At 43.0% G+C, this 19,200-nt stretch carries 18 protein-coding genes; 8 read left to right on the forward strand and 10 right to left on the reverse strand.

Going from position 1 to position 19,200, the window contains the following annotated elements; translation table 11 throughout:
* Positions 1 to 12: 12 nt before the first annotated feature.
* Both LRS05_RS15695 and LRS05_RS15700 read right to left on the reverse strand, forming a co-directional pair.
* Positions 13 to 1,440, reverse strand: a complete 1,428-nt coding sequence (locus tag LRS05_RS15695) for a T9SS type A sorting domain-containing protein (RefSeq protein ID WP_257869172.1) — start codon at positions 1,438 to 1,440, stop codon at positions 13 to 15.
* Positions 1,409 to 3,574, reverse strand: coding sequence for a VCBS repeat-containing protein (locus LRS05_RS15700; protein ID WP_257869173.1), 2,166 nt, complete (start codon positions 3,572 to 3,574; stop codon positions 1,409 to 1,411). The genes LRS05_RS15695 and LRS05_RS15700 overlap by 32 nt, the downstream gene beginning before the upstream one ends.
* 484 nt (positions 3,575 to 4,058) lie before the next feature.
* Between LRS05_RS15700 and LRS05_RS15705 the strand changes: the two genes are divergently transcribed.
* Entirely contained in the window at positions 4,059 to 5,828 is a 1,770-nt protein-coding gene (locus tag LRS05_RS15705) for a 1-deoxy-D-xylulose-5-phosphate synthase (protein ID WP_257866516.1), read from the forward strand.
* Between the two features lie 38 nt (positions 5,829 to 5,866).
* Complete coding sequence (locus tag LRS05_RS15710) at positions 5,867 to 6,817, forward strand: DUF3078 domain-containing protein (protein WP_257869174.1); 951 nt, start codon at positions 5,867 to 5,869, stop codon at positions 6,815 to 6,817.
* Positions 6,818 to 6,980: 163 nt separating this feature from the next.
* Here LRS05_RS15710 and LRS05_RS15715 read toward each other — a convergent pair whose 3' ends face one another.
* The 6 genes from LRS05_RS15715 to LRS05_RS15740 all read right to left on the reverse strand — a co-directional run bounded on the left by LRS05_RS15715 (position 6,981) and on the right by LRS05_RS15740 (position 13,494).
* Positions 6,981 to 8,321: a deoxyguanosinetriphosphate triphosphohydrolase gene (locus tag LRS05_RS15715; RefSeq protein WP_257866512.1), complete on the reverse strand. Its 1,341-nt coding sequence runs from the start codon at positions 8,319 to 8,321 to the stop codon at positions 6,981 to 6,983.
* Between the two features lie 80 nt (positions 8,322 to 8,401).
* On the reverse strand, positions 8,402 to 8,650 hold the full coding sequence (locus LRS05_RS15720; RefSeq protein ID WP_257866496.1) for a hypothetical protein: 249 nt from the start codon (positions 8,648 to 8,650) through the stop codon (positions 8,402 to 8,404).
* A 3-nt stretch (positions 8,651 to 8,653) separates the two neighbouring features.
* Positions 8,654 to 9,127 (reverse strand): RDD family protein, encoded by a 474-nt coding sequence (locus LRS05_RS15725; protein WP_257866497.1) that lies wholly within the window; start codon positions 9,125 to 9,127, stop codon positions 8,654 to 8,656.
* Between the two features lie 67 nt (positions 9,128 to 9,194).
* The gene (locus tag LRS05_RS15730) at positions 9,195 to 11,615 is read right to left on the reverse strand and encodes a ribonucleoside-diphosphate reductase subunit alpha (RefSeq protein ID WP_257866518.1); all 2,421 of its coding nucleotides are present in this window, start codon (positions 11,613 to 11,615) and stop codon (positions 9,195 to 9,197) included.
* Between the two features lie 63 nt (positions 11,616 to 11,678).
* Positions 11,679 to 12,659 (reverse strand): ribonucleotide-diphosphate reductase subunit beta, encoded by a 981-nt coding sequence (locus LRS05_RS15735; RefSeq protein WP_257869175.1) that lies wholly within the window; start codon positions 12,657 to 12,659, stop codon positions 11,679 to 11,681.
* 247 nt (positions 12,660 to 12,906) lie between these two features.
* Complete coding sequence (locus LRS05_RS15740; protein ID WP_257866501.1) at positions 12,907 to 13,494, reverse strand: DUF3109 family protein; 588 nt, start codon at positions 13,492 to 13,494, stop codon at positions 12,907 to 12,909.
* A gap of 128 nt (positions 13,495 to 13,622) precedes the next feature.
* On the opposite strand from LRS05_RS15740, the gene LRS05_RS15745 reads away from it, so the two are divergent.
* Genes LRS05_RS15745 through LRS05_RS15755 form a run of 3 tightly spaced genes read left to right on the forward strand, consistent with a single transcriptional unit; the run spans position 13,623 to position 15,063 of the window.
* Positions 13,623 to 14,198 (forward strand): MarC family protein, encoded by a 576-nt coding sequence (locus LRS05_RS15745; protein ID WP_257866502.1) that lies wholly within the window; start codon positions 13,623 to 13,625, stop codon positions 14,196 to 14,198.
* Between the two features lie 45 nt (positions 14,199 to 14,243).
* On the forward strand, positions 14,244 to 14,444 hold the full coding sequence (locus LRS05_RS15750; protein ID WP_257866503.1) for a hypothetical protein: 201 nt from the start codon (positions 14,244 to 14,246) through the stop codon (positions 14,442 to 14,444).
* 10 nt (positions 14,445 to 14,454) lie between these two features.
* Positions 14,455 to 15,063, forward strand: coding sequence for an NAD(P)/FAD-dependent oxidoreductase (locus tag LRS05_RS15755; RefSeq protein ID WP_257866519.1), 609 nt, complete (start codon positions 14,455 to 14,457; stop codon positions 15,061 to 15,063).
* A gap of 27 nt (positions 15,064 to 15,090) precedes the next feature.
* Here the strand turns inward: LRS05_RS15755 and LRS05_RS15760 are convergent, their stop codons facing one another.
* Positions 15,091 to 15,570: a hypothetical protein gene (locus LRS05_RS15760; RefSeq protein ID WP_257866504.1), complete on the reverse strand. Its 480-nt coding sequence runs from the start codon at positions 15,568 to 15,570 to the stop codon at positions 15,091 to 15,093.
* A gap of 84 nt (positions 15,571 to 15,654) precedes the next feature.
* Positions 15,655 to 16,095 (reverse strand): retropepsin-like aspartic protease, encoded by a 441-nt coding sequence (locus LRS05_RS15765; protein WP_257866505.1) that lies wholly within the window; start codon positions 16,093 to 16,095, stop codon positions 15,655 to 15,657.
* A gap of 93 nt (positions 16,096 to 16,188) precedes the next feature.
* Here LRS05_RS15765 and LRS05_RS15770 point away from each other — a divergent pair, with 93 nt between their 5' ends.
* The 3 genes from LRS05_RS15770 (at position 16,189) to LRS05_RS15780 (ending at position 19,180) form a co-directional block, all read left to right on the forward strand.
* Positions 16,189 to 16,956 carry a TatD family hydrolase gene (locus tag LRS05_RS15770; protein ID WP_257869288.1) on the forward strand — a complete coding sequence of 256 codons (768 nt, stop codon included), beginning with the start codon at positions 16,189 to 16,191 and terminating at the stop codon, positions 16,954 to 16,956.
* Positions 16,957 to 17,025: 69 nt separating this feature from the next.
* Positions 17,026 to 18,162 (forward strand): 1-acyl-sn-glycerol-3-phosphate acyltransferase, encoded by a 1,137-nt coding sequence (locus LRS05_RS15775; RefSeq protein ID WP_257869176.1) that lies wholly within the window; start codon positions 17,026 to 17,028, stop codon positions 18,160 to 18,162.
* Positions 18,152 to 19,180, forward strand: a complete 1,029-nt coding sequence (locus LRS05_RS15780; RefSeq protein WP_257869177.1) for an asparaginase — start codon at positions 18,152 to 18,154, stop codon at positions 19,178 to 19,180. The genes LRS05_RS15775 and LRS05_RS15780 overlap by 11 nt, the downstream gene beginning before the upstream one ends.
* Positions 19,181 to 19,200 lie beyond the last annotated feature (20 nt).

Genomic DNA, 19,200 nt, shown 5'->3' on the forward strand with positions numbered 1-19,200 from the left:
CTATGCTTAAATCTAATTCTTAACAACCTTCTTTGTCACGCTACTGCCATTTACATCTTCAATCTTCGCGAAATAAATGCCCTGGCTAAGCGCCGAAATATCGATGCTGTTTTGTAAGACATTGCTAAGCACACGCTGCCCTGCCTGGTTGTATATCTCAATTCTAGCAATGCCTGTATTGGCTTTTATGTTGAGGATGTTTTTAGACGGCACAGGATAAACCGTGACCGTTTCGGCGGTGAACTGCGGCAGTCCGGCGGCGGCGTCAACAACTGTTGTGGTAACAATGTTGGTGTCAATAGCCGGGTTAAAGTCAAAGAAAATATGTGCCTGCTCTGTAAAAGTATCACCCAACTGAACATTAGCTTTTGGCTTTATCTTGTAAGCAATATACCCGTGTGATGCAGGCTCATTTACAGTAACAGCCGGTAAATAAATGGCATCAAACGTAAATGTGGCCTCGGCACCATTTATTATTTCAACACGGCCGTTATGGCTCATGCTTTCAATCTGCATGGTTGTCCAGTCCAGCTTGCTGTCAATAGGGTTCTTTACCACTACCCTTTCAGCATAATAGTTACCCGTGTTTTGGAAACGGATAAGGTAGTGAAGGTACTCATCAGCATCTTCAAGCAGTATCTGGCTGCCTTCAAGCACCGTGATATCATTAGGGTCGTATGAGCCTACTACCGTTGCAGTGTCCGTTGCTGAGTTGTCGTCAGGCGTCGCGTCACCTGCTACTGTAGCATTTGCGGTTAGCACCACTTCATCACCAAGATTTATCGTTGGTATTGTTTTAGCTATGAAGTTAACTATGAATTCTTTTGACTGAAATACCGAAACTGTACCAATATTGTAATTGAGGTTATCTCCTGTAACAGTTGCTTGCGACGATGAATCAGGATCATAATTTAGTTTTGCACTATCAAAATTCACCACAAGACTGCCTCCCGCAGGTACTGTCCCTGTGTTTTTAACGACAACTTTGTATCGAACCGGGAATCCAGGCCTTACTTCAGTTATATTGTAAATTGAAACGTCAAGATCGGTAATTTGCGTTGTTGTCTGCAGGCAGAAATTAAGCGTACTGTTGCCTCCGCTGTTATTTGTGAAAGCAGATTGCTGTGACTGCGGCGTAGCCGTGAAATTTGCCAGTGGCGAAGTGATTGTTGTATTATATGTGCCCTGATTTGTATTTGTCGTGAAAACACCAAAAACATTTGTAAAAGATGACCATGTATTACTACCATTAGTTGATGTTACCAAAACCTGCTGTGCCGTTGTATCTGTTGGTGTACAACCATTGGCATCAACATCAAAACGTACAGTGCCGGTAATTGTATTATAATATTCACCAACATTTTTAAACCAGCTTACAGAATCATCAAGCACCGAGCAGGCAGCGATATCATTTTTGCCATCGCCATTTATATCTGTCACGGCTATACTGCTCGCAGGGTCCGCTTCCCGGTGTTAAGTATATAATTGGAGTGGAAGAAAATGTGCCTGTATTAACATTGTTACGATACCATACAAGTGCTTGCCCATTGTGTGATGTTGAAACGATGTCTTTGTTGCCATCACCATCAATATCACCCACCTTTATCATCTCAAAGTTAAGAAACGTAGTCGCAATAAATTTTTTCTGACTGAAAGCACCAGACCCCATACCCTGAAACCATGCAATTTCAGTGGGCTCTTGCAATAAACTTACCAAATCATTCTTGCCATCGGCATTCATATCGGTTATTATAAATTCTCCAAAAGGTATATTTTGCAAATCTGTTGCAGGGCTAAAAGTGCCGGTACCCAAATTTTTATACCATTTAACAGCTACAACTTGACTACCGATGTTGTTTGTAGAAGTAAGCATATCAGGCTTACCGTCATTATCAATATCGCCAAAGAAAATTTTATTAGGATATGGCCATGTAGTCCATGGTGTAATAGCATAAGGATTGGCAAATGTGCCATTGCCATTGTTTTTATACACTTTAACAGCAGGAGCTATATAAGCAATTATATCTTTATCTCCGTCACTGTCTACGTCAACATAATTATAGCTGTAAGCAGGGTTGCCAAACTCTTCAGGTATTATAAGCTGTTGTGTAAATATTCCCTGCCCGTTATTCTTATAACAAAATAGAGAAGTATAGCTGCCTTGCATAAAATATGTGCTGTTCGCCATAATGTCGAGGTCGCCGTCATTATCTATATCAACAAGCGTGGCATTACATGCGCCATTCAGAGAAGAGGTCACAATATTCTGGTTTCCTGTAAAGCCTTGCCCGTTATTATTTTTGTACCAAGTAATCTTCTTGTCGGTTCCAGATGATACCACAATATCTATATAGCCATCACCATCAATATCGCCTGTGTCCGCTTTATTAGGGTCAAACACTGCGCTGGTGATGTTCACTTCGCTATTAAAGCCATCCGGCGTGTTTTTATACCACGACAATTTGTAGCCCGCATTACTTGCAACAACATCAATACTTTCGTTGGTATTTATATGGCCAACCGCAAAATTGATGATGCCGGCCATATTTTGGGCGATAACCTGCTCAGCCGCCACAATACCATTTCCCATGTTTTTGTACCAGGCCAATTTACCTGTTTCCCTTCTCGACAAGCCAATGTCGTGTTTACCATCATTGTCAAAGTCGGCGGTTTCCAGCCAGAACCAATCATAGCTATTATTTGCCGTTAGTGGTGTAACCAGGGTTTGCCTCGCACCAAACTGACCATTATTATTGTTTTTGTACCACACCAAACTTTTCAAGGAAAAGCTTGAATCCTGTTCCCATCTTATAAATACAATATCTTCATTACCATCACTATCCATATCAGCAGCTGCGATATTAAAACCTATAGATGCTGTATCTATAGGTTGCATTGCTGCAAAATTCCCGTCCCCGATATTTTTAATTAAACCCATTGTATTTACATGGTTATACACAATATCCGGAAGACCGTCATTAGTGAAATCTGAGCATGTAAACACTATAGTTGCATCACTAAGTTGGGCAATTACAGTGGGCGAAGCGAAATTCTGCCCGTTAGTATTTTTAGACCAGCAAACAGCATTATTTTTTATAAACACAAGATCAGGTTTTCCATCAGCATCTATATCAGATAAATAAAGGTTTACATCTGCAATGGTATTGCCAAGACTAGCTATCATCACTACAGGAGCAAAATTACCTGCTCCGTCATTCTTGATAAAACCTATGTGTGCTGACTGACTTTGTTCACTATATCTATGGAAAATAATGTCCTTGTCTCCGTCACCATCAATATCACCTGTAATAAATCCGCGCATTGACTCACCTGTAAGTATAGTTTTACCCCGGCCAAATGTACCATGTCCATCAATATTTTTATGCCATAGGATTTTTGTTGACCCCTTACTTACAACATCATTTTTACCATCACCGTCAATATCTGCAATTGCAGTATACATCAAATGAAAGTCGCCGGATGTCTCGTCTGTTATTATTTCCCGTGCAAAACCCGTTTGGGCTTGAGCTGCCCCGCAAATCGCTAAAAACACAAGCGTAAAAATTTTCTTCATAAAGTGATTTATTCTGCCGCGAATATAGCATATTGTTTTGATTTACAGCAAACAAAATACAAGCGACCGATATGTGGACTGTTTTACAAGCACACTAAATAAAGACTAAGCTGGAAAATTTCAGAATTTCAAAGAACGTTTGCAAGACTTGAAAAACTTTGAAAACTGAAGACTTTGAAACTTGAAGACTTGAAAAATGAAACCTTAACTTTCTACACTGCAAAATTACGGCGGCTATTTTGAACCGGCGTTACAAAACCCTTTCAAAAAGTTACCGTTCATCGATTATTTTATAAGGAAGAATTTTCTTGCATTTTTTTAATTGAAAAACATATTGAACAGCACCTGTTAAAGAAGTGTTAATCGCTGCTCTGCAAAAATTCAAAAGTGAAGGCAAATAAGGCAATTTATTGTTCAGGTGTTAAATTCTGTTAAAACGAGGCGCGAAAATTAATTATCGTAACTTTGTTTTTTATACCACAAAATGCCGGGCAAAATTTTATCAAACATCAACTCCCCAAAAGACATTAAACAGCTTTCAATTAGCGAATTACATCAGTTGTCGCATGAGTTGAGGGAGTTTATAATTGATGTGGTTTCGGTTAAAGAGGGGCATTTGGGTGCGAGCCTGGGCGTTGTAGAGCTTACTGTTGCCCTGCACTATGTTTTTGACACCCCTAATGACCTGTTAATCTGGGATGTAGGCCACCAGGCGTACGGCCATAAGATACTCACTGGCCGCCGAGACAGCTTTGACACCAACCGTCAGCTTGGCGGTATCAGCGGCTTCCCAAAACGCGATGAGAGCGAATACGATGCTTTTGGCACAGGCCACTCAAGCACTTCAATTTCAGCAGCTCTGGGCATGGCGCTGGCCTCAAAATTAAAAGGTGATTCTGAAAAAGTACACATTGCTGTGATTGGTGATGCCTCGATAGCATCAGGAATGGCTTTTGAGGCCCTGAACCACGCCGGGATGACCGATGCCAACCTGCTGGTGATACTCAACGATAATTCCATTGGCATTGACCCGAGCGTTGGCGCACTCAAGCATTATCTCACAGAGGTAAAAGCAGGCCGTAATCCGCGCCAAAACAACATGATACGCTCGCTGAATTTCAATTATAGCGGACCTATTGATGGCCATAATCTTGAAGTTCTGGTTGCCGAACTTAATCGGCAGAAATCACTGAAAGGCCCACGTTTCCTGCACATTGTTACAACCAAAGGCAAAGGCATGAAACTGGCTGAGGAAGACCAGGTGAAGTACCACGCCCCGGGTAAATTTAACCGCGAGACTGGTGAAGTTTTGCCGGTTAAAAACGAAGGGCTTCCGCCCAAATACCAAGATGTTTTCGGGTTAACCCTGGTTGAGTTGGCGCAGCAAAATGATAAAATCATCGGGATTACGCCGGCCATGCCATCGGGCTCGTCTATGAAATTTATGATGGAGGCTTTCCCGGATCGTGCCATTGACGTTGGCATTGCCGAGCAGCACGCCGTAACCCTCTCCGCAGGCCTTGCCAGCCAAGGAATGACGGTGTTTTGCAACATCTACTCAACCTTCCTGCAACGGGCATATGACCAGGTTATTCACGATGTGGCTTTGCAAAATTTGCCTGTTATTTTCTGCCTTGACCGCGCCGGGCTGGTTGGCGAAGACGGCGCTACACATCACGGTGTTTTTGATATTGCCTACCTCAGCTGTATACCTAACCTTATCATTTATGCACCGCGAAATGAGTCTGATTTACGAAACATTTTATATACCGCCCAGCTTGGGCTGCCCCACCCCATTGCTATTCGCTACCCGCGTGGCCGTGCAGAAAACGCCGACTGGCTGAAGCCGTTTGAACGCATTGAAATAGGTAAGGCACAACAGCTGAAGTCCGGTAGTGAAGCTGCGATTTTAAGCACGGGTACAATCGGCAACAATGTTACCAAAGCGCTTGCAAATAGTAGTAGCGCTGATAAGTTTTCGCATTATGATTTTGGGTTTATAAAGCCGCTTGATGAAGAGCTCTTACATAAGATTTTTGCAGAATTCAAATCCATCATTACTATTGAAGACGGTACCGTTATCGGCGGTTTCGGCAGCAGCATTACGGCCTTTGCTGCAAAGCATAACTACAGAGCTGCTATCAGGGTTTTAGGGATTCCGGACAACTTCATTGAACACGGAACAGTAACCGAACTGCAACAAATTTGCGGTATAGACGTTAAATCACTTACCGATATTTTTTCGGCTTACTAAAATTACCGACTTTTGCACCGAATTAAAACCGTTTCCCGATGAAGTTCAGGGTATACCTCACTACAGTAGTGTTTTTGGCGTTTTTTTCTCAATTGAAAGCACAGGTGCTTATTACTACAACCCTGCCTGATACCATTACTTACTGGACGAAAACCAATACCGTGGGCCTTGACATAAACCAGGTAGCTTTTGTTAACTGGAGCGTAGGTGGTAATAATTCGGTTGCCGGGCTTGCCAAAGGCGCTTTCATCAGGAAATACACCAAAGGCAACCTCAACTGGAATAATGAGCTAATACTGAAATATGGGCTTAACAGTCAGGAAGGGCGTGAGATGCGAAAGACAGACGACCAGATACAAATGAACTCGACCTTCGGCTACCGCACAGACACGATATCTAACTGGTACTACAGTTCAAAATTTACTTTTAATACCCAGTTTGCCAACGGTTATGCCTACCCTAATACCGATATTGAAATCTCTGCCCCATTTGCACCTGCTTATATTTTCCTGGGTGTTGGTACAGAGTACATCCGCAAAGACCTTGGGCTTACTGCTTATTTCTCGCCTCTTACTGAAAAGACTACTTTAGTCCTGAACCAGATGCTTGCAGATAAAGGTGCATTTGGGGTTGATGGTGCCATTTATGACAGTGAGAGCAATAAATTACGAGACGGCAAAAAGTCGCGTACTGAAGTTGGTATACTTGTAACCAACCAGATAAAGCGCCCAGTAGCTAAAAACATAAAAATGGATCACCGTATAAGTTTCTACAGCGATTACCTGAACAATTTCGGGAATATTGATGTAGACTGGCAGCTGTCGCTTGATATGACCGTAAATGAATATGTGAAGGCCAACATAGGCACCCATATTATTTATGATGATGATATAAAAGCTACCGAAGAGCGTGATGGCGGAGTAGTGACCGTAGGCCCGAAACTTCAGCTGAAGCAAATACTAGGGCTTGGGCTGAGCTATACTTTTTAGTCAGATTTTTCGATTATTAGATCTTTCGACAGCATGACTATTTCAACAATTGACCTCTTCGATTACTCGACAGCATGACTGTCTGAATGCTTATTCTTCATATACTTGGTAATTCGAACAGTCGAAATCGAATATCCAACTTTCGAAGATGTCGAACAGTCGATTATTTGTTCCCTGTTATCATATTGTACAACAGCACTGCCTTACCATCGGTAAGGGTTGATACAAAGTGGCAGATATGCAGCAGCCTGTCATATAAGTTCATTTTTTCGGTGATGAACTTTTCGGGAAGCATTTTCAGCAGCAGGTTGTCATAATTTCCCGCGGTGCCGTCATACTTTTTGTTGTAAGCGGTACAGAAGCTATCCAGAAGTACATTAATCATCCTGTAACCCATTATCTCCTTTTCTACTACTTCACGGCTTTGGTAGATATTCTTCACGCTCAGATTGATGATATCACGCATTTGTGCAGTATATCTGCCCTGATTTGTGAGCGCGTGGGGATATTTACCTTCCAGTATCAATTCTTCGTTCTCAAGGAAGGTGCTTACCGCATCGCTGATAAGGCTGCCTATTGCCAGTGCACGCAGGTAGCTCAGGCGGTCTTCCTTAGTTGTCAGCGTATTATATTTGGCTGCGTCTATAGAATCTTTTACCAGTTTTATGAGGTATTCCAGGGCAAATTCTTCAGGAATTAGGCCCAGGTTGATACCGTCTTCAAAATCGATAATGGTGTAACAGATATCATCGGCCGCTTCAACCAGATACGCCAGCGGGTGACGCTCATAACCTATATCTCCACTTGTTTTATTCGGAATCATTCCCAGCTCTTTCGCCACGTCCTGAACAAACTCTTTATCGCATTGGAAGAACCCGTACTTCTTATCAGATATATTGGCAGTCGGCTTTTTAGGAAGCGATTCTTTGGGGTATTTCATGAAAGTGCCAAGCGTGGCATATGTGAGGCGTAGGCCGCCCTCAACGCCGGGGCGTGATGATGTAAGCAGTGTGAAACCGTTGGCATTGCCTTCAAAATCAATCAGGTCCTGCCACTCTTTATCAGTAAGCTTATCACGGTACTGCTGCCCGTTGCCGGTTTTAAAATACTCGCCAATAGCTTTCTCACCCGAATGCCCGAAGGGTGGGTTGCCAATATCATGTGCCAGCGCCGCCGCTGCCACAATAGCCCCAAAATCGTTCATATGGAAACCATGCACTTCGCTTAAGTATGGATGCTTCTCTATGATTTTCTTGCCTACCAAACGCCCAAGTGAACGCCCAACTACACTCACTTCAAGGCTGTGCGTGAGGCGGGTGTGCACAAAGTCGGTTTTAGAGAGCGGTATCACCTGCGTCTTGTCCTGCAGGCTGCGGAACGCCGACGAGAATATAATACGGTCATAGTCCACCTCAAAGCCGAGGCGGGTATCATCCTGTTCTTTACGTAAACGCTTGCTTGTATCGCCCTGCCTTTTAAGAGACAGCAGCTGTTCCCATTGCATCATGGAGTTTTTGTTTCAGGTTTAAGGTTTCAAGTTACTCACTCTTGCAGCAAAACTTGTGGCTTGTGCCTTTTGGCTAGTTACTCTTCTTTACGTGGTGTTTTTACGAACTTCTTATCAGCCAGTACAAAATCCTTTGACTTCATTGGGTAGTCGTGATAGCTGATATCGCTTGGGTTTTCAATCACCGAGCGTATCGTTATCTTATCGCCTTCCTTAAAGCTATTCACCACTATTTTATAATCCAGCAGGTACTCGCCACAGTGGTAGTTGCCTTTCTCATCTTTTCCGATAATGCCGGTGTATATATCCTTTTTATCTTTTGACATGATTTATTCTGATTTGCCTATATCATCGAAAGAATTTTTCCGACTCATTGCTTCATTATACAATTTAATATCAACTACATAGGTGTTAGAGAAGTTGTCGTGCCAGCCATACGCGTCATCACCAATAAAAGATAATGCCTCAAAAGGTATCAGCCTGCACAATGTACGCAGCACAATTGTCCCAAAAGATGGTTTTGAACCGTCGGCCATTACAACCATTGTCCCGGTGATTAACTTCCCTACCGTCCTCTGGAAAATTGATTCCGTTACAATGAAGTAAATCATTAATAGCAGCAGGCTGTACATGATATCTTCGAGCGTAGTCACAGTCTCAATCCAGGCCGTAAATCCTTCGGGATCTATTACAATCGCGATAAAACTCAACACGAACACAATCACATACCGGAAAATTAGGTCTATCACAAAATTCCCGAATCGCTTGCTTTTTACAGCAAGCACATCATCTGTTATTTCCATAAGGTGTTTTCAATCAAATAAGGAGCAGTTGCCTGCCCCTCATTTTCTGTTTGTGTTTGTTTTAAGGTTAAGATCCGCACATTTCGCAGTCTTCAGGGTCAGCATTGCGTGAACGCTCAAGCATCGCCCTGAACTCTGCCGCACTCATGCCTTCTGCTTCCGCCTCAACGGTTACAACTTCAGGCATTGCGGCTGCAACCGGTGCAGGCTCAGCTTTTTTATCGTTATTCAGCGTAAATTTAATAGCATCAACCGCGCTCTTCGTCCTCAGGTAATACATGCCTGTTTTCAGGCCGCTCTGCCATGCATAGAAGTGCATCGACGTAAGCTTGGCAAACGTAGCGCCCTCCATAAACAGGTTAAGTGACTGGCTCTGGTCAATGAAGTATCCGCGCTGGCGAGACATATCAATGATGTCTTTCATACTCATTTCCCATACGGTTTTATACAGCTCTTTTATATCAGCCGGGATGCCTTCAATATTCTGGATTGAACCATTTGCCCTCATGATCTCCTGTTTCAGGGTCTCGTTCCACAAGCCAAGGCGCACCAGGTCTTCAAGCAGGTGCTTGTTCACCACAATGAACTCGCCCGAAAGTACGCGGCGCGTGTATATGTTTGATGTATAAGGCTCAAATGCCTCATTGTTGCCCAGTATCTGTGATGTAGAAGCTGTAGGCATTGGCGCCATAAGCAGTGAGTTGCGCACGCCATGCTCCATAACTTCTTTACGAAGCGAAGCCCAGTCCCAACGCCCGCTAAGGTCGCTGTCATTAAGCCCCCAGAGGTTATACTGGAACTCGCCCTGAGATATTGGCGAACCTGCAAATGTAGAGTATGGCCCTTCTTCTTTCGCCATTTCCATAGATGCGGTAACGGCGGCAAAGTACATGGTTTCAAATATTTCCTGGTTTAGCTTTTTAGCCTCATCACTGGTGAATGGCAGGCGCATAAGTATAAATGCATCCGCAAGGCCCTGCACACCCAAACCAACCGGACGGTGGCGCATGTTACTGTTCTCGGCCTCTTTCACCGGATAGTAGTTCCTGTCAATAACCTTGTTAAGGTTACGGGTTACGCGCTTAGTAACCTGGTATAGGTAATCGTGGTTGAATTTGCCATCTTCAACAAACATTGGCAGTGAAATTGAAGCCAGGTTACATACGGCAACCTCATCAGGCGCAGTATATTCCATAATTTCCGTACACAGGTTTGATGAACGTATAGTACCAAGGTTCTTTTGGTTTGACTTGCGGTTAGCGGCGTCTTTGTAAAGCATGTATGGCGTACCGGTCTCGATTTGAGACTCCAGTATTTTTTCCCAAAGCTCACGTGCCTTAATGGTCTTACGGCCACGGCCCTGTGCTTCGTAAGATGTATACAGCGCTTCAAACTCATCGCCATAAACATCATATAGTCCCGGGCACTCGTTAGGGCACATCAGCGTCCAGTGTGCATCTTCCTGCACGCGCTTCATAAACAGGTCACTTGTCCACATTGCGTAAAACAAGTCACGTGCACGCATTTCTTCTTTACCGTGGTTTTTCTTCAGGTCAAGGAAATCCATGATATCAGCATGCCATGTCTCAATGTACACAGCAAAGCTTCCCTTGCGCTTACCGCCGCCCTGATCAACATAACGTGCAGTGTCGTTAAACACACGCAACATCGGCACAATACCGTTTGATGTACCGTTTGTACCGCGGATGTAAGAGCCTGTAGCCCTCACGTTGTGTATAGAAAGGCCTATACCACCCGCCGACTGCGATATCATGGCTGTTTGCTTCAGCGTGTCATAAATACCTTCAATACTGTCATCGCGCATGGTCAAAAGGAAGCAAGACGACATCTGCGGCTTTGGCGTACCCGCGTTGAAAAGCGTTGGCGTAGCATGGGTAAAATATTTTTTAGACATCAGCTCATACGTTTCTATAGCTGAGTCTATATCGTTCAGGTGGATACCTACAGATACACGCATAAGCATGTGCTGCGGGCGCTCAGCAATCTGGCCGTTCACCTTAAGCAGGTATGAGCGCTCAAGTGTTTTGAACCCGAAATAATCATAGTTGAAGTCGCGGTTGTAGATGATGGTTGAGTCCAGCTTTTCAGCATTGGCCATAATCACTTCATACACTTCGTCAGAAATAAGCGGAGCCTCCTGGTTGGTGCGGGGGTTCACGTACTTATACATGTCGTGCATGGTTTCAGAGAACGACTTCTTGGTATTCTTATGCAGGTTGCTCACAGCTATACGTGCAGCAAGCTGGGCATAGTCAGGGTGCGTAACCGTCATAGATGCCGCCGTTTCAGCTGCAAGATTATCCAGCTCACTTGTAGTAACGCCGTCATACAGGCCTTCAATCACGCGCATGGCTACCTTTACCGGGTCTACCAGCTCGTTAAGCTCATAACATAATTTCCTTACCCTGTCGGTAATCTTATCAAACATTACCGGCTCTCTTTTACCGTCTCTCTTTACTACATACATATGGCGACATTTTTTAGGTTAGAACTGGCAGCATAGCTGCATATATAATGGTTTGTTATCTTATTAAAAATCAGCATCAAAGCTTATTTTCTGCGAGTCTCCGCTTTCTTTGTTGAGCACGCCCGCCTTCTGGTATTCGCTTACGCGCTTCTCGAAGAAGTTGGTTTTCCCCTGAAGCGAGATCATATCCATGAAATCAAACGGGTTGCCGGTGTTGAACTGCCTTTCACAGCCAAGCTCTACAAGAAGCCTGTCGGTTACAAACTCAAGGTACTGTGTCATCAGCACGGCATTCATCCCGATAAGGCTCACCGGAAGCGACTCGGTAATAAATTCACGCTCAATGTTAAGCGCATCTATCAATATTTCTTTTATCCTGTCTTTCGATACTTTATTTACAAGATGGTGGTTGTGCAGGTGCACGGCAAAATCACAGTGAACACCTTCGTCTCGCGAAATCAACTCATTTGAAAAGGTTAGGCCCGGCATCAACCCGCGTTTCTTCAACCAGAATATAGAGCAAAATGCACCTGAGAAGAAAATACCCTCAACGGCCGCGAACGCAATAAGCCTTTCGGCGAAAGAGTCGCTTTTAATCCATTTCAGCGCCCATTCCGCTTTTTTCTTGATGGCGGGAAACACTTCAATAGCATGGAACAGTTTGTCTTTTTCAGCCTCATCTTTCACATAAGTATCAATAAGGAGCGAGTATGTTTCGCTGTGTATGTTCTCCATCATGATCTGGAAACCGTAGAAAAACTTAGCTTCCGGATACTGCACCTCGTTTACGAAATTTTCTGCGAGGTTCTCATTCACAATACCGTCTGACGCCGCAAAGAACGCCAGGATATGCTTGATGAAATACTTTTCGTCAGGGCTGAGTTTAGTGTTCCAGTCTGTAATATCCTGGTGCAGGTCAATTTCTTCAGCAGTCCAGAAACTAGCCTCCATTTTCTTGTACCAGTCCCATATATCATGGTGCTTGATAGGGAAAATTACGAAGCGGTTTTTGTTTTCCTGTAAAATTGGCTCTATTGCAGACATATTATTTTGACTTTAATTTTATTATTTGTATGGCGATTTTACCGCCGGAGTAGATTACAAAGATTGGCATTTGAAAAAGAAAATGAAAGCCAAACTTATCCACAATCAGGCATAGTTTTTAACAACGCTTAACATTAAGGCAATCAAATATTAAATTTATAAATACCTGAAAAGCAAAATGTTACGAAACTAAAATAGCAAGATGAGATAGATGTAACGCCCTGTAAAATCAGGGCTTAAGAAGCGATTAACGCCTGCGTTGCGCAGGTTGTTCTTTCAGTTCGGCAGCCACTTTTTCAAGTTCAGCATACCAATCTTCCCTAAAGCGGCGTATCAGCGCCTCGCGTACAAATTTATACACCGGTACTTCAAGTTCTTTACCAAGGGCGCAGGCTGGGTTGCAAATGTCCCACCTGTCATAATTTACCGCCGCAAATTCGGTGAAGTCCTTTACCCTGATTGGGTACAAGTGGCATGAAACGGGTTTTTTCCAGCTTACGATGCCCTGGTTGTAGGCCTGTTCTATTCCGCACAGGGCGGTTTTTCCGTCAAATATTACGTACGCACAGTCTTTATTATCAATGAGCGGTGTTTCAAGGTCGCCGTCAGTCCCGGTAACCCATGTGCCCTGGGCCTCAATAGCAGCAATCCCTTCCGGGCGCAGGAATGGTTTTACCAGTGGATAGATCTCTTCAAGAATGCGGGTTTCCTCTTCATTAAGGGGTGCTCCTGCATCGCCGTCAACACAGCAGCCGCCATGGCATGCCGAAAGGTTGCACACAAAATCTTTCTCCAGTATGTCTTCAGACACTATTGTTTTACCCAGTTGAAACATGCGGCAAAGATAACCATTACATTTTGTATAAATATGTGCTAAAATCCTGCCAAAAAATTAACGGTGTGTTAGCTTCGGGTTCATAAATATTACGGTACTTTTGCGCTTGCAAATAATTTCGCACAAAGATGAATTTCGACTGGAGAGAAATGTTTACCGTGAGCATGGTGCTTTTTGCCGTGATAGATATTGTGGGCAGCGTACCTATTATAGTTGACCTACGCAACAAACTTGGCCATATACAAAGCGAAAAGGCTTCAATAGTTGCTTTAATCATTATGGTGGCGTTCCTGTTTGTTGGTGAAGAGATACTGAAGCTTATCGGGATTGATGCCAACTCGTTTGCCGTGGCGGGTTCGTTTGTACTTTTCTTCCTGGCGCTCGAGATGATACTCGGTATACGCCTTTACAAAGAAGATAATCCAAGCACAGCATCAATCGTACCTATTGCTTTCCCAATCATCGCGGGTGCCGGCACAATGACGACAATATTATCTTTAAGAGCTGAATACGAAAAGATTAACATTATAATTGCCATAGCGCTTAATGTGATTATTGTGTTCGCAGTACTTAAGTCTTCAGCAAAAATTGAGAAAGCATTAGGTGTAAACGGCCTTGGCGTAATCCGCAAAGTATTTGGGGTTGTGCTGTTAGCTATTGCTGTTAAATTATTCGCATCTAATGTTAAACAATTGTTTCTTTAGTTATAATCTGCATAACTTTACCACAGAATCATTACGATTTATATAATGAAATTTTTTATCTACACTCTTATCGCGATTGCAATTGCCCTGATCGCATTTAACGTCACTCTTCTTGATTTTGATAACCTGCTTGCCGGTAACAGCCTTGTAGCCCTTATTGGCATCATTGCCTCTATGTGTGCGGTTTGCATATTGCTTATCTTCAGGATGGCGAAAACTATTGAGGAGAAAACCAGGAACCTGTAGTTTCTCTGATATGTTTGACGTTTTAATTATAGGCGGTGGTGCAGCAGGAGTATCCTGTGCCCTTGTGCTCGGCTCATCTCTTAAAAAGCCTTATGCTGAAGGCAAGAAGGTAGGCATATTCACCCACCAGAAAGCTTCAGCCCTGCAAGACGGGCTTTACAACAATGTTTACGGCATCGCTCCCGGCACATTAGGTAAAGACATAATGGCCCAAAGCCTTGCCCACCTTTCAGGCACTTATCCTGATGTAGTACAGCTACCCGGAGAAAAAGTGATGAAAGTGGAAGGTACTGCCGGCAATTTTACCATTATAACTAACAAAGGCGACTATAAGGCGCGGATTATTGTAGTGGCAGTAGGTTCGGCAGCAACTTTTGATATTGCGGGACTTACAGAATATATTATTCCGCACAAAAAAGCTTTACCTGAAAAAAACCGCATACAATTAAAGAATGAAGACCACCTGGTTGCTGATGGCATTTATGTTGCCGGGACACTTGCCGGTGAAAGAAGCCAGCTTAGTATTGCAGCCGGAAGCGGCGCTGCGGTAGCAACTGATATTATGACGTTGTGGAATAGCGGCACACAGAGCCAGCACCACGATAGCACAAGAAAATAAAAAAACCGCTGCATAGCGGTTTTTTTATTATTCAGGCAGGTTGTAATTATATGTAAACTCCCCTGCTTCTATTGTTACAACTATGTTGCTGTACTCATTATACAGCTGCCCGCTAAAAGTCCCCCTCAGCCTGTTATCACTGTTAAGCAGTGTATTTGAATCAATATCATATTCTTCTCCGTCAACCTGCTTGCGTATGGCAAGGTTACTGTCTTGTGAATATGCCCATCGTGTGGCACGGTTAGCCCCTGTTTCGTATTTATTTATCCTGAAAGCAATGTATTCTCCCGGCACACCATTATTAGACCCTACTACATTAAGATATCTTTGGCCTGTAGAACCCACTTTTTCTGTAACCTGTACATTATTATAAACTTTCTGTACATCATTCACAATAAATGTCATTTCGCCATAGGGCGTGTTAAGCAGTTCAGTGGTTTCATCTGAACATGACGAAGCCGTAAGCCCTATAATTATAGCAAATACCAGGAAGTATATTTTTTTCATATTGTTAACCTTTGAAAAAGTACTGCAATATAATAACTTTTAGCACTCACTATTTAGATTTTGACTTTAATTTAATCATTACGCTTATTGCTTCAGGTAGAGGCAATGGTTGTAATAGTCTATGATCGCTTTGCCCTGAAGCAGCACATCAGCCCCAATTATACCATGTACAGGCCTTGCTTTGTAAAGCCGAAGCGCTTCATTTACATGCGACATATCGAAAATAACAAGGCTCAGCGCGTCGGTTTTCCAGCGCCCCATCTGCAGCATATTTTCAAACGAAGATTTTGTGAGCATCCCTACACCGCCTGCTCCGGCAGCTTTGGTTTCAGAGTCGAGCGCGTTTAGCTTAAAATGTTCAATACCCTCAAAATCAACGCAACTGTTTGATGCCCCGGTATCAAGAATAAAATCGCCTTCTATCCCGTTAATCTTAGCCTTTATTCGCAGGTGCTGGGTCTTAGAAATTTTAAAGCTGATTTTTTTGTAGCCTTTATCTTTAAGGGTATCGTACAGGTTTTTCATTTATGACATTATGATTGACAAATTTGGTTTAAATTAAAGTATTGTTATACTGAAACACAAACCCAAATCGTAATTTTGGCACAAATTTACAACATGACTTTTACCGATACACATACACACCTTTACAGCGAAGAGTTTGAGCAAGACCGCGAGGCAATGATAATGCGAGCTTTTGACGCAGGCGTAACAAGGCTTTTTGTGCCGTCTATTGACTCATCATATACACAACAGATGTATGAGCTGGAAGCTAAATATCCTGAAAATGTTTTTCTGATGATGGGCCTGCACCCTACCTATGTGAAAGAAAACTATAAAGACGAGCTTGACCATGTGGAACGTGAACTGGCCGGGCGAAAATTTGCCGCGGTAGGCGAAATTGGGATTGACCTGTATTGGGATAAATCTACACTAGGGTGGCAGCAGGAAGCCTTTAGCAGGCAGATTGAACTTGCAAAGCAATATTCGCTGCCAATTAATATACATTGCCGTGACGCTTTTAATGAAGTTTTTGAAGTATTGGAGTCACATAAAGATGATAACCTGTATGGCATCTTCCATTGCTTTACCGGTGATTTCGCTCAGGCGAAGCAGGCCATCAGTTATAACATGAAACTGGGAATAGGTGGTGTTGCCACTTTCAAGAATGGTAAAATTGACCAGTTTTTGAATGAGATACCCCTTGAAAACATTGTTCTTGAAACCGACGCTCCCTATCTTGCACCTAAGCCCTATCGCGGTAAGCGGAATGAAAGCAGCTATACTGTTATTATAGCACAGAAACTGGCTGAAATATACAGTATGCCTTTAGAAGAAATTGCCGACATAACTACTAAAAATTCAGTTGAAGTTTACGGCATTTAACAAAGATTTTCTAATAAAATCCATTAATTTTTTGTTCATTTGCAGGATTGTTTAACCCGCAGCAAGCACATGTCTAAATTTGACCATATAAGGCCTTTTTACGATACAGAAGTAAACGGGGCTATAAGGAGCGTGATACATCACCCAATGATGAAAGCGCTCATGAGCTTTACATTTCCCGGAACACCTGAAGAAGTCTGGACCGAATGGCTGGAGAAAACGCATTCAAAACGTGATTTTCAGATCAATTTCATTTACCAGGCCATACAAAGGGTTCTTGAAAAAACATCTGACGGGCTTACCACTTCGGGTTTTGAAAAGCTTGAAACACACACACCCTACCTTTATATATCAAACCACAGGGACATCATACTTGATACATCATTGCTTAATGTGTGCCTGTATGACCATAAGCTTACCATGACAGCCAGTGCCATTGGCGATAACCTGGTGCAAAAACAGTTTTTGCAGGTACTGTCAAAACTTAATCGTAACTTTTTGGTACAACGCGGGCTTTCGCCAAGAGAACTGCTGCAAAGCTCTAAACTAATGAGCGAATACATTTACCAATTATTGATGAGGGAGTGCAGATCTGTATGGATTGCACAGCGTGAGGGACGGACTAAAGATGGTAACGACGCTACCCATCAGGGTGTACTGAAGATGCTTGCCATGGCCAGCGATGAGGAGAACCTTATGGATTATTTCAAAAAGGTTAAGATTGTGCCGGTTTCAATTTCTTATGAATATGACCCTACAGATATGCTTAAAATGCCACAGCTGTTGGCAGAGGCTAACGATGAAGTTTACATAAAAGAAAAGAATGAAGACTTCATGACACTGATAAGCGGAATCATGGGCCAGAAAAAGCGAATACACCTGCATGTATGCGAGCCCCTGGACAAAGAACTTGATGCGATTGCTGCCACTGAAAGTAACCCAAATAAACAGATACAGGCACTTGCGCAGGTTATTGACGATGCCATATTAAGCACCTATAAGCTGTGGCCCACCAATTATATAGCCTATGACATGCTCAATGGATCTGACAGGTTTGCTGCACACTATTCTGAAAAGGAAAAAGATCTTTTTGAACGCCGGCTTGAACTTCGCATAGATGCAGATGACAAAATTGTGCGTGAAGGTTTCCTGGCTATGTATGCCAACCCGGTTGTTAACCAGATGAAATACCAGAATGCACTATAGGCCAAACATCCTGCTTATTTATACCGGCGGCACCATTGGCATGGTGAAAGATTTCACTACAGGAGCTCTTAAGGCCTTCAATTTTAAAAAACTGCTGAACCGCATACCCGAACTACGCCACCTGGACTGTAATATTGAAACGGTTTCTTTTGACCACCCTATAGATTCATCAAACATGGATCCGGATAAATGGACAAAGATTGCAGCTATAATAAATGACAATTACGACATTTTTGACGGTTTTGTGGTATTGCATGGCTCAGACACTATGTCGTATTCAGCATCAGCGCTAAGCTTTATGCTTTCTGGGCTTACCAAGCCAGTGATTTTTACAGGCTCTCAGCTGCCAATCGGGGATTTGCGTACTGATGCCAAAGAAAACCTTATCACTGCCATACAGGTTGCGGCCCTACAAAAAAATGGCAAACCCGTAATCAAAGAAGTTTGCCTGTATTTTGAATATAAGCTGTACCGGGGCAACCGCACAACAAAGATTAGCGCTGAGCACTTTAATGCATTTACATCGCCCAACTACCCTGCCCTTGCAGAATCTGGCGTGTATTTGAAGGTAAATGAAGATTTGCTGCACAGCAATAACAATGAACAATTTAGCGTAAAAGATAAGCTGGATGCAGGTACTGTAATTATCAAAATATTTCCTGGTATAAACAAAGCAGTACTAACATCAATAATGGCAACTCCGGGCCTTAAAGGCGCTGTTATTGAAACTTATGGCTCGGGCAATGCGCCTACAGATGAATGGTTTGTAGATATTTTAAAGGAGGCAATAGCAAAAGGCATCCACATCATTAATGTTACCCAATGTTCCGGCGGAAGTGTGAATATGGGGCATTATGAAACCAGTACCCAATTAAAAGAAATAGGGGTTATTTCAGGCAAAGATATTACAACCGAAGCTGCCATTACAAAGCTTATGTGGCTGTTAGGGCAGGAGACTCCGGCAAATCAATTCATGTATGCTTTTGAAAGCAGCATCTGCGGCGAATTGACACAATAGCCTTTTTTTAATGGTTATTA

The sequence above is a fragment of the Flavobacterium sp. J372 genome (assembly GCF_024699965.1).
In the GTDB taxonomy this organism is placed as follows: Bacteria; Bacteroidota; Bacteroidia; order Flavobacteriales; family Flavobacteriaceae; genus Flavobacterium.

Coding starts and splice junctions, on each gene's coding strand:
- LRS05_RS15720 (WP_257866496.1), bottom strand. CDS start 8,650: ATGTCAAAAGATAAAAAGGATATATACACCGGCATTATCGGAAAAGAT.
- LRS05_RS15715 (WP_257866512.1), bottom strand. CDS start 8,321: ATGCAATGGGAACAGCTGCTGTCTCTTAAAAGGCAGGGCGATACAAGC.
- LRS05_RS15770 (WP_257869288.1), top strand. CDS start 16,189: ATGACTTTTACCGATACACATACACACCTTTACAGCGAAGAGTTTGAG.
- LRS05_RS15725 (WP_257866497.1), bottom strand. CDS start 9,127: ATGGAAATAACAGATGATGTGCTTGCTGTAAAAAGCAAGCGATTCGGG.
- LRS05_RS15705 (WP_257866516.1), top strand. CDS start 4,059: ATGCCGGGCAAAATTTTATCAAACATCAACTCCCCAAAAGACATTAAA.
- LRS05_RS15735 (WP_257869175.1), bottom strand. CDS start 12,659: ATGTCTGCAATAGAGCCAATTTTACAGGAAAACAAAAACCGCTTCGTA.
- LRS05_RS15755 (WP_257866519.1), top strand. CDS start 14,455: ATGTTTGACGTTTTAATTATAGGCGGTGGTGCAGCAGGAGTATCCTGT.
- LRS05_RS15780 (WP_257869177.1), top strand. CDS start 18,152: ATGCACTATAGGCCAAACATCCTGCTTATTTATACCGGCGGCACCATT.
- LRS05_RS15740 (WP_257866501.1), bottom strand. CDS start 13,494: ATGTTTCAACTGGGTAAAACAATAGTGTCTGAAGACATACTGGAGAAA.
- LRS05_RS15765 (WP_257866505.1), bottom strand. CDS start 16,095: ATGAAAAACCTGTACGATACCCTTAAAGATAAAGGCTACAAAAAAATC.
- LRS05_RS15745 (WP_257866502.1), top strand. CDS start 13,623: ATGAATTTCGACTGGAGAGAAATGTTTACCGTGAGCATGGTGCTTTTT.
- LRS05_RS15710 (WP_257869174.1), top strand. CDS start 5,867: ATGAAGTTCAGGGTATACCTCACTACAGTAGTGTTTTTGGCGTTTTTT.
- LRS05_RS15775 (WP_257869176.1), top strand. CDS start 17,026: ATGTCTAAATTTGACCATATAAGGCCTTTTTACGATACAGAAGTAAAC.
- LRS05_RS15730 (WP_257866518.1), bottom strand. CDS start 11,615: ATGTATGTAGTAAAGAGAGACGGTAAAAGAGAGCCGGTAATGTTTGAT.
- LRS05_RS15700 (WP_257869173.1), bottom strand. CDS start 3,574: ATGAAGAAAATTTTTACGCTTGTGTTTTTAGCGATTTGCGGGGCAGCT.
- LRS05_RS15760 (WP_257866504.1), bottom strand. CDS start 15,570: ATGAAAAAAATATACTTCCTGGTATTTGCTATAATTATAGGGCTTACG.
- LRS05_RS15750 (WP_257866503.1), top strand. CDS start 14,244: ATGAAATTTTTTATCTACACTCTTATCGCGATTGCAATTGCCCTGATC.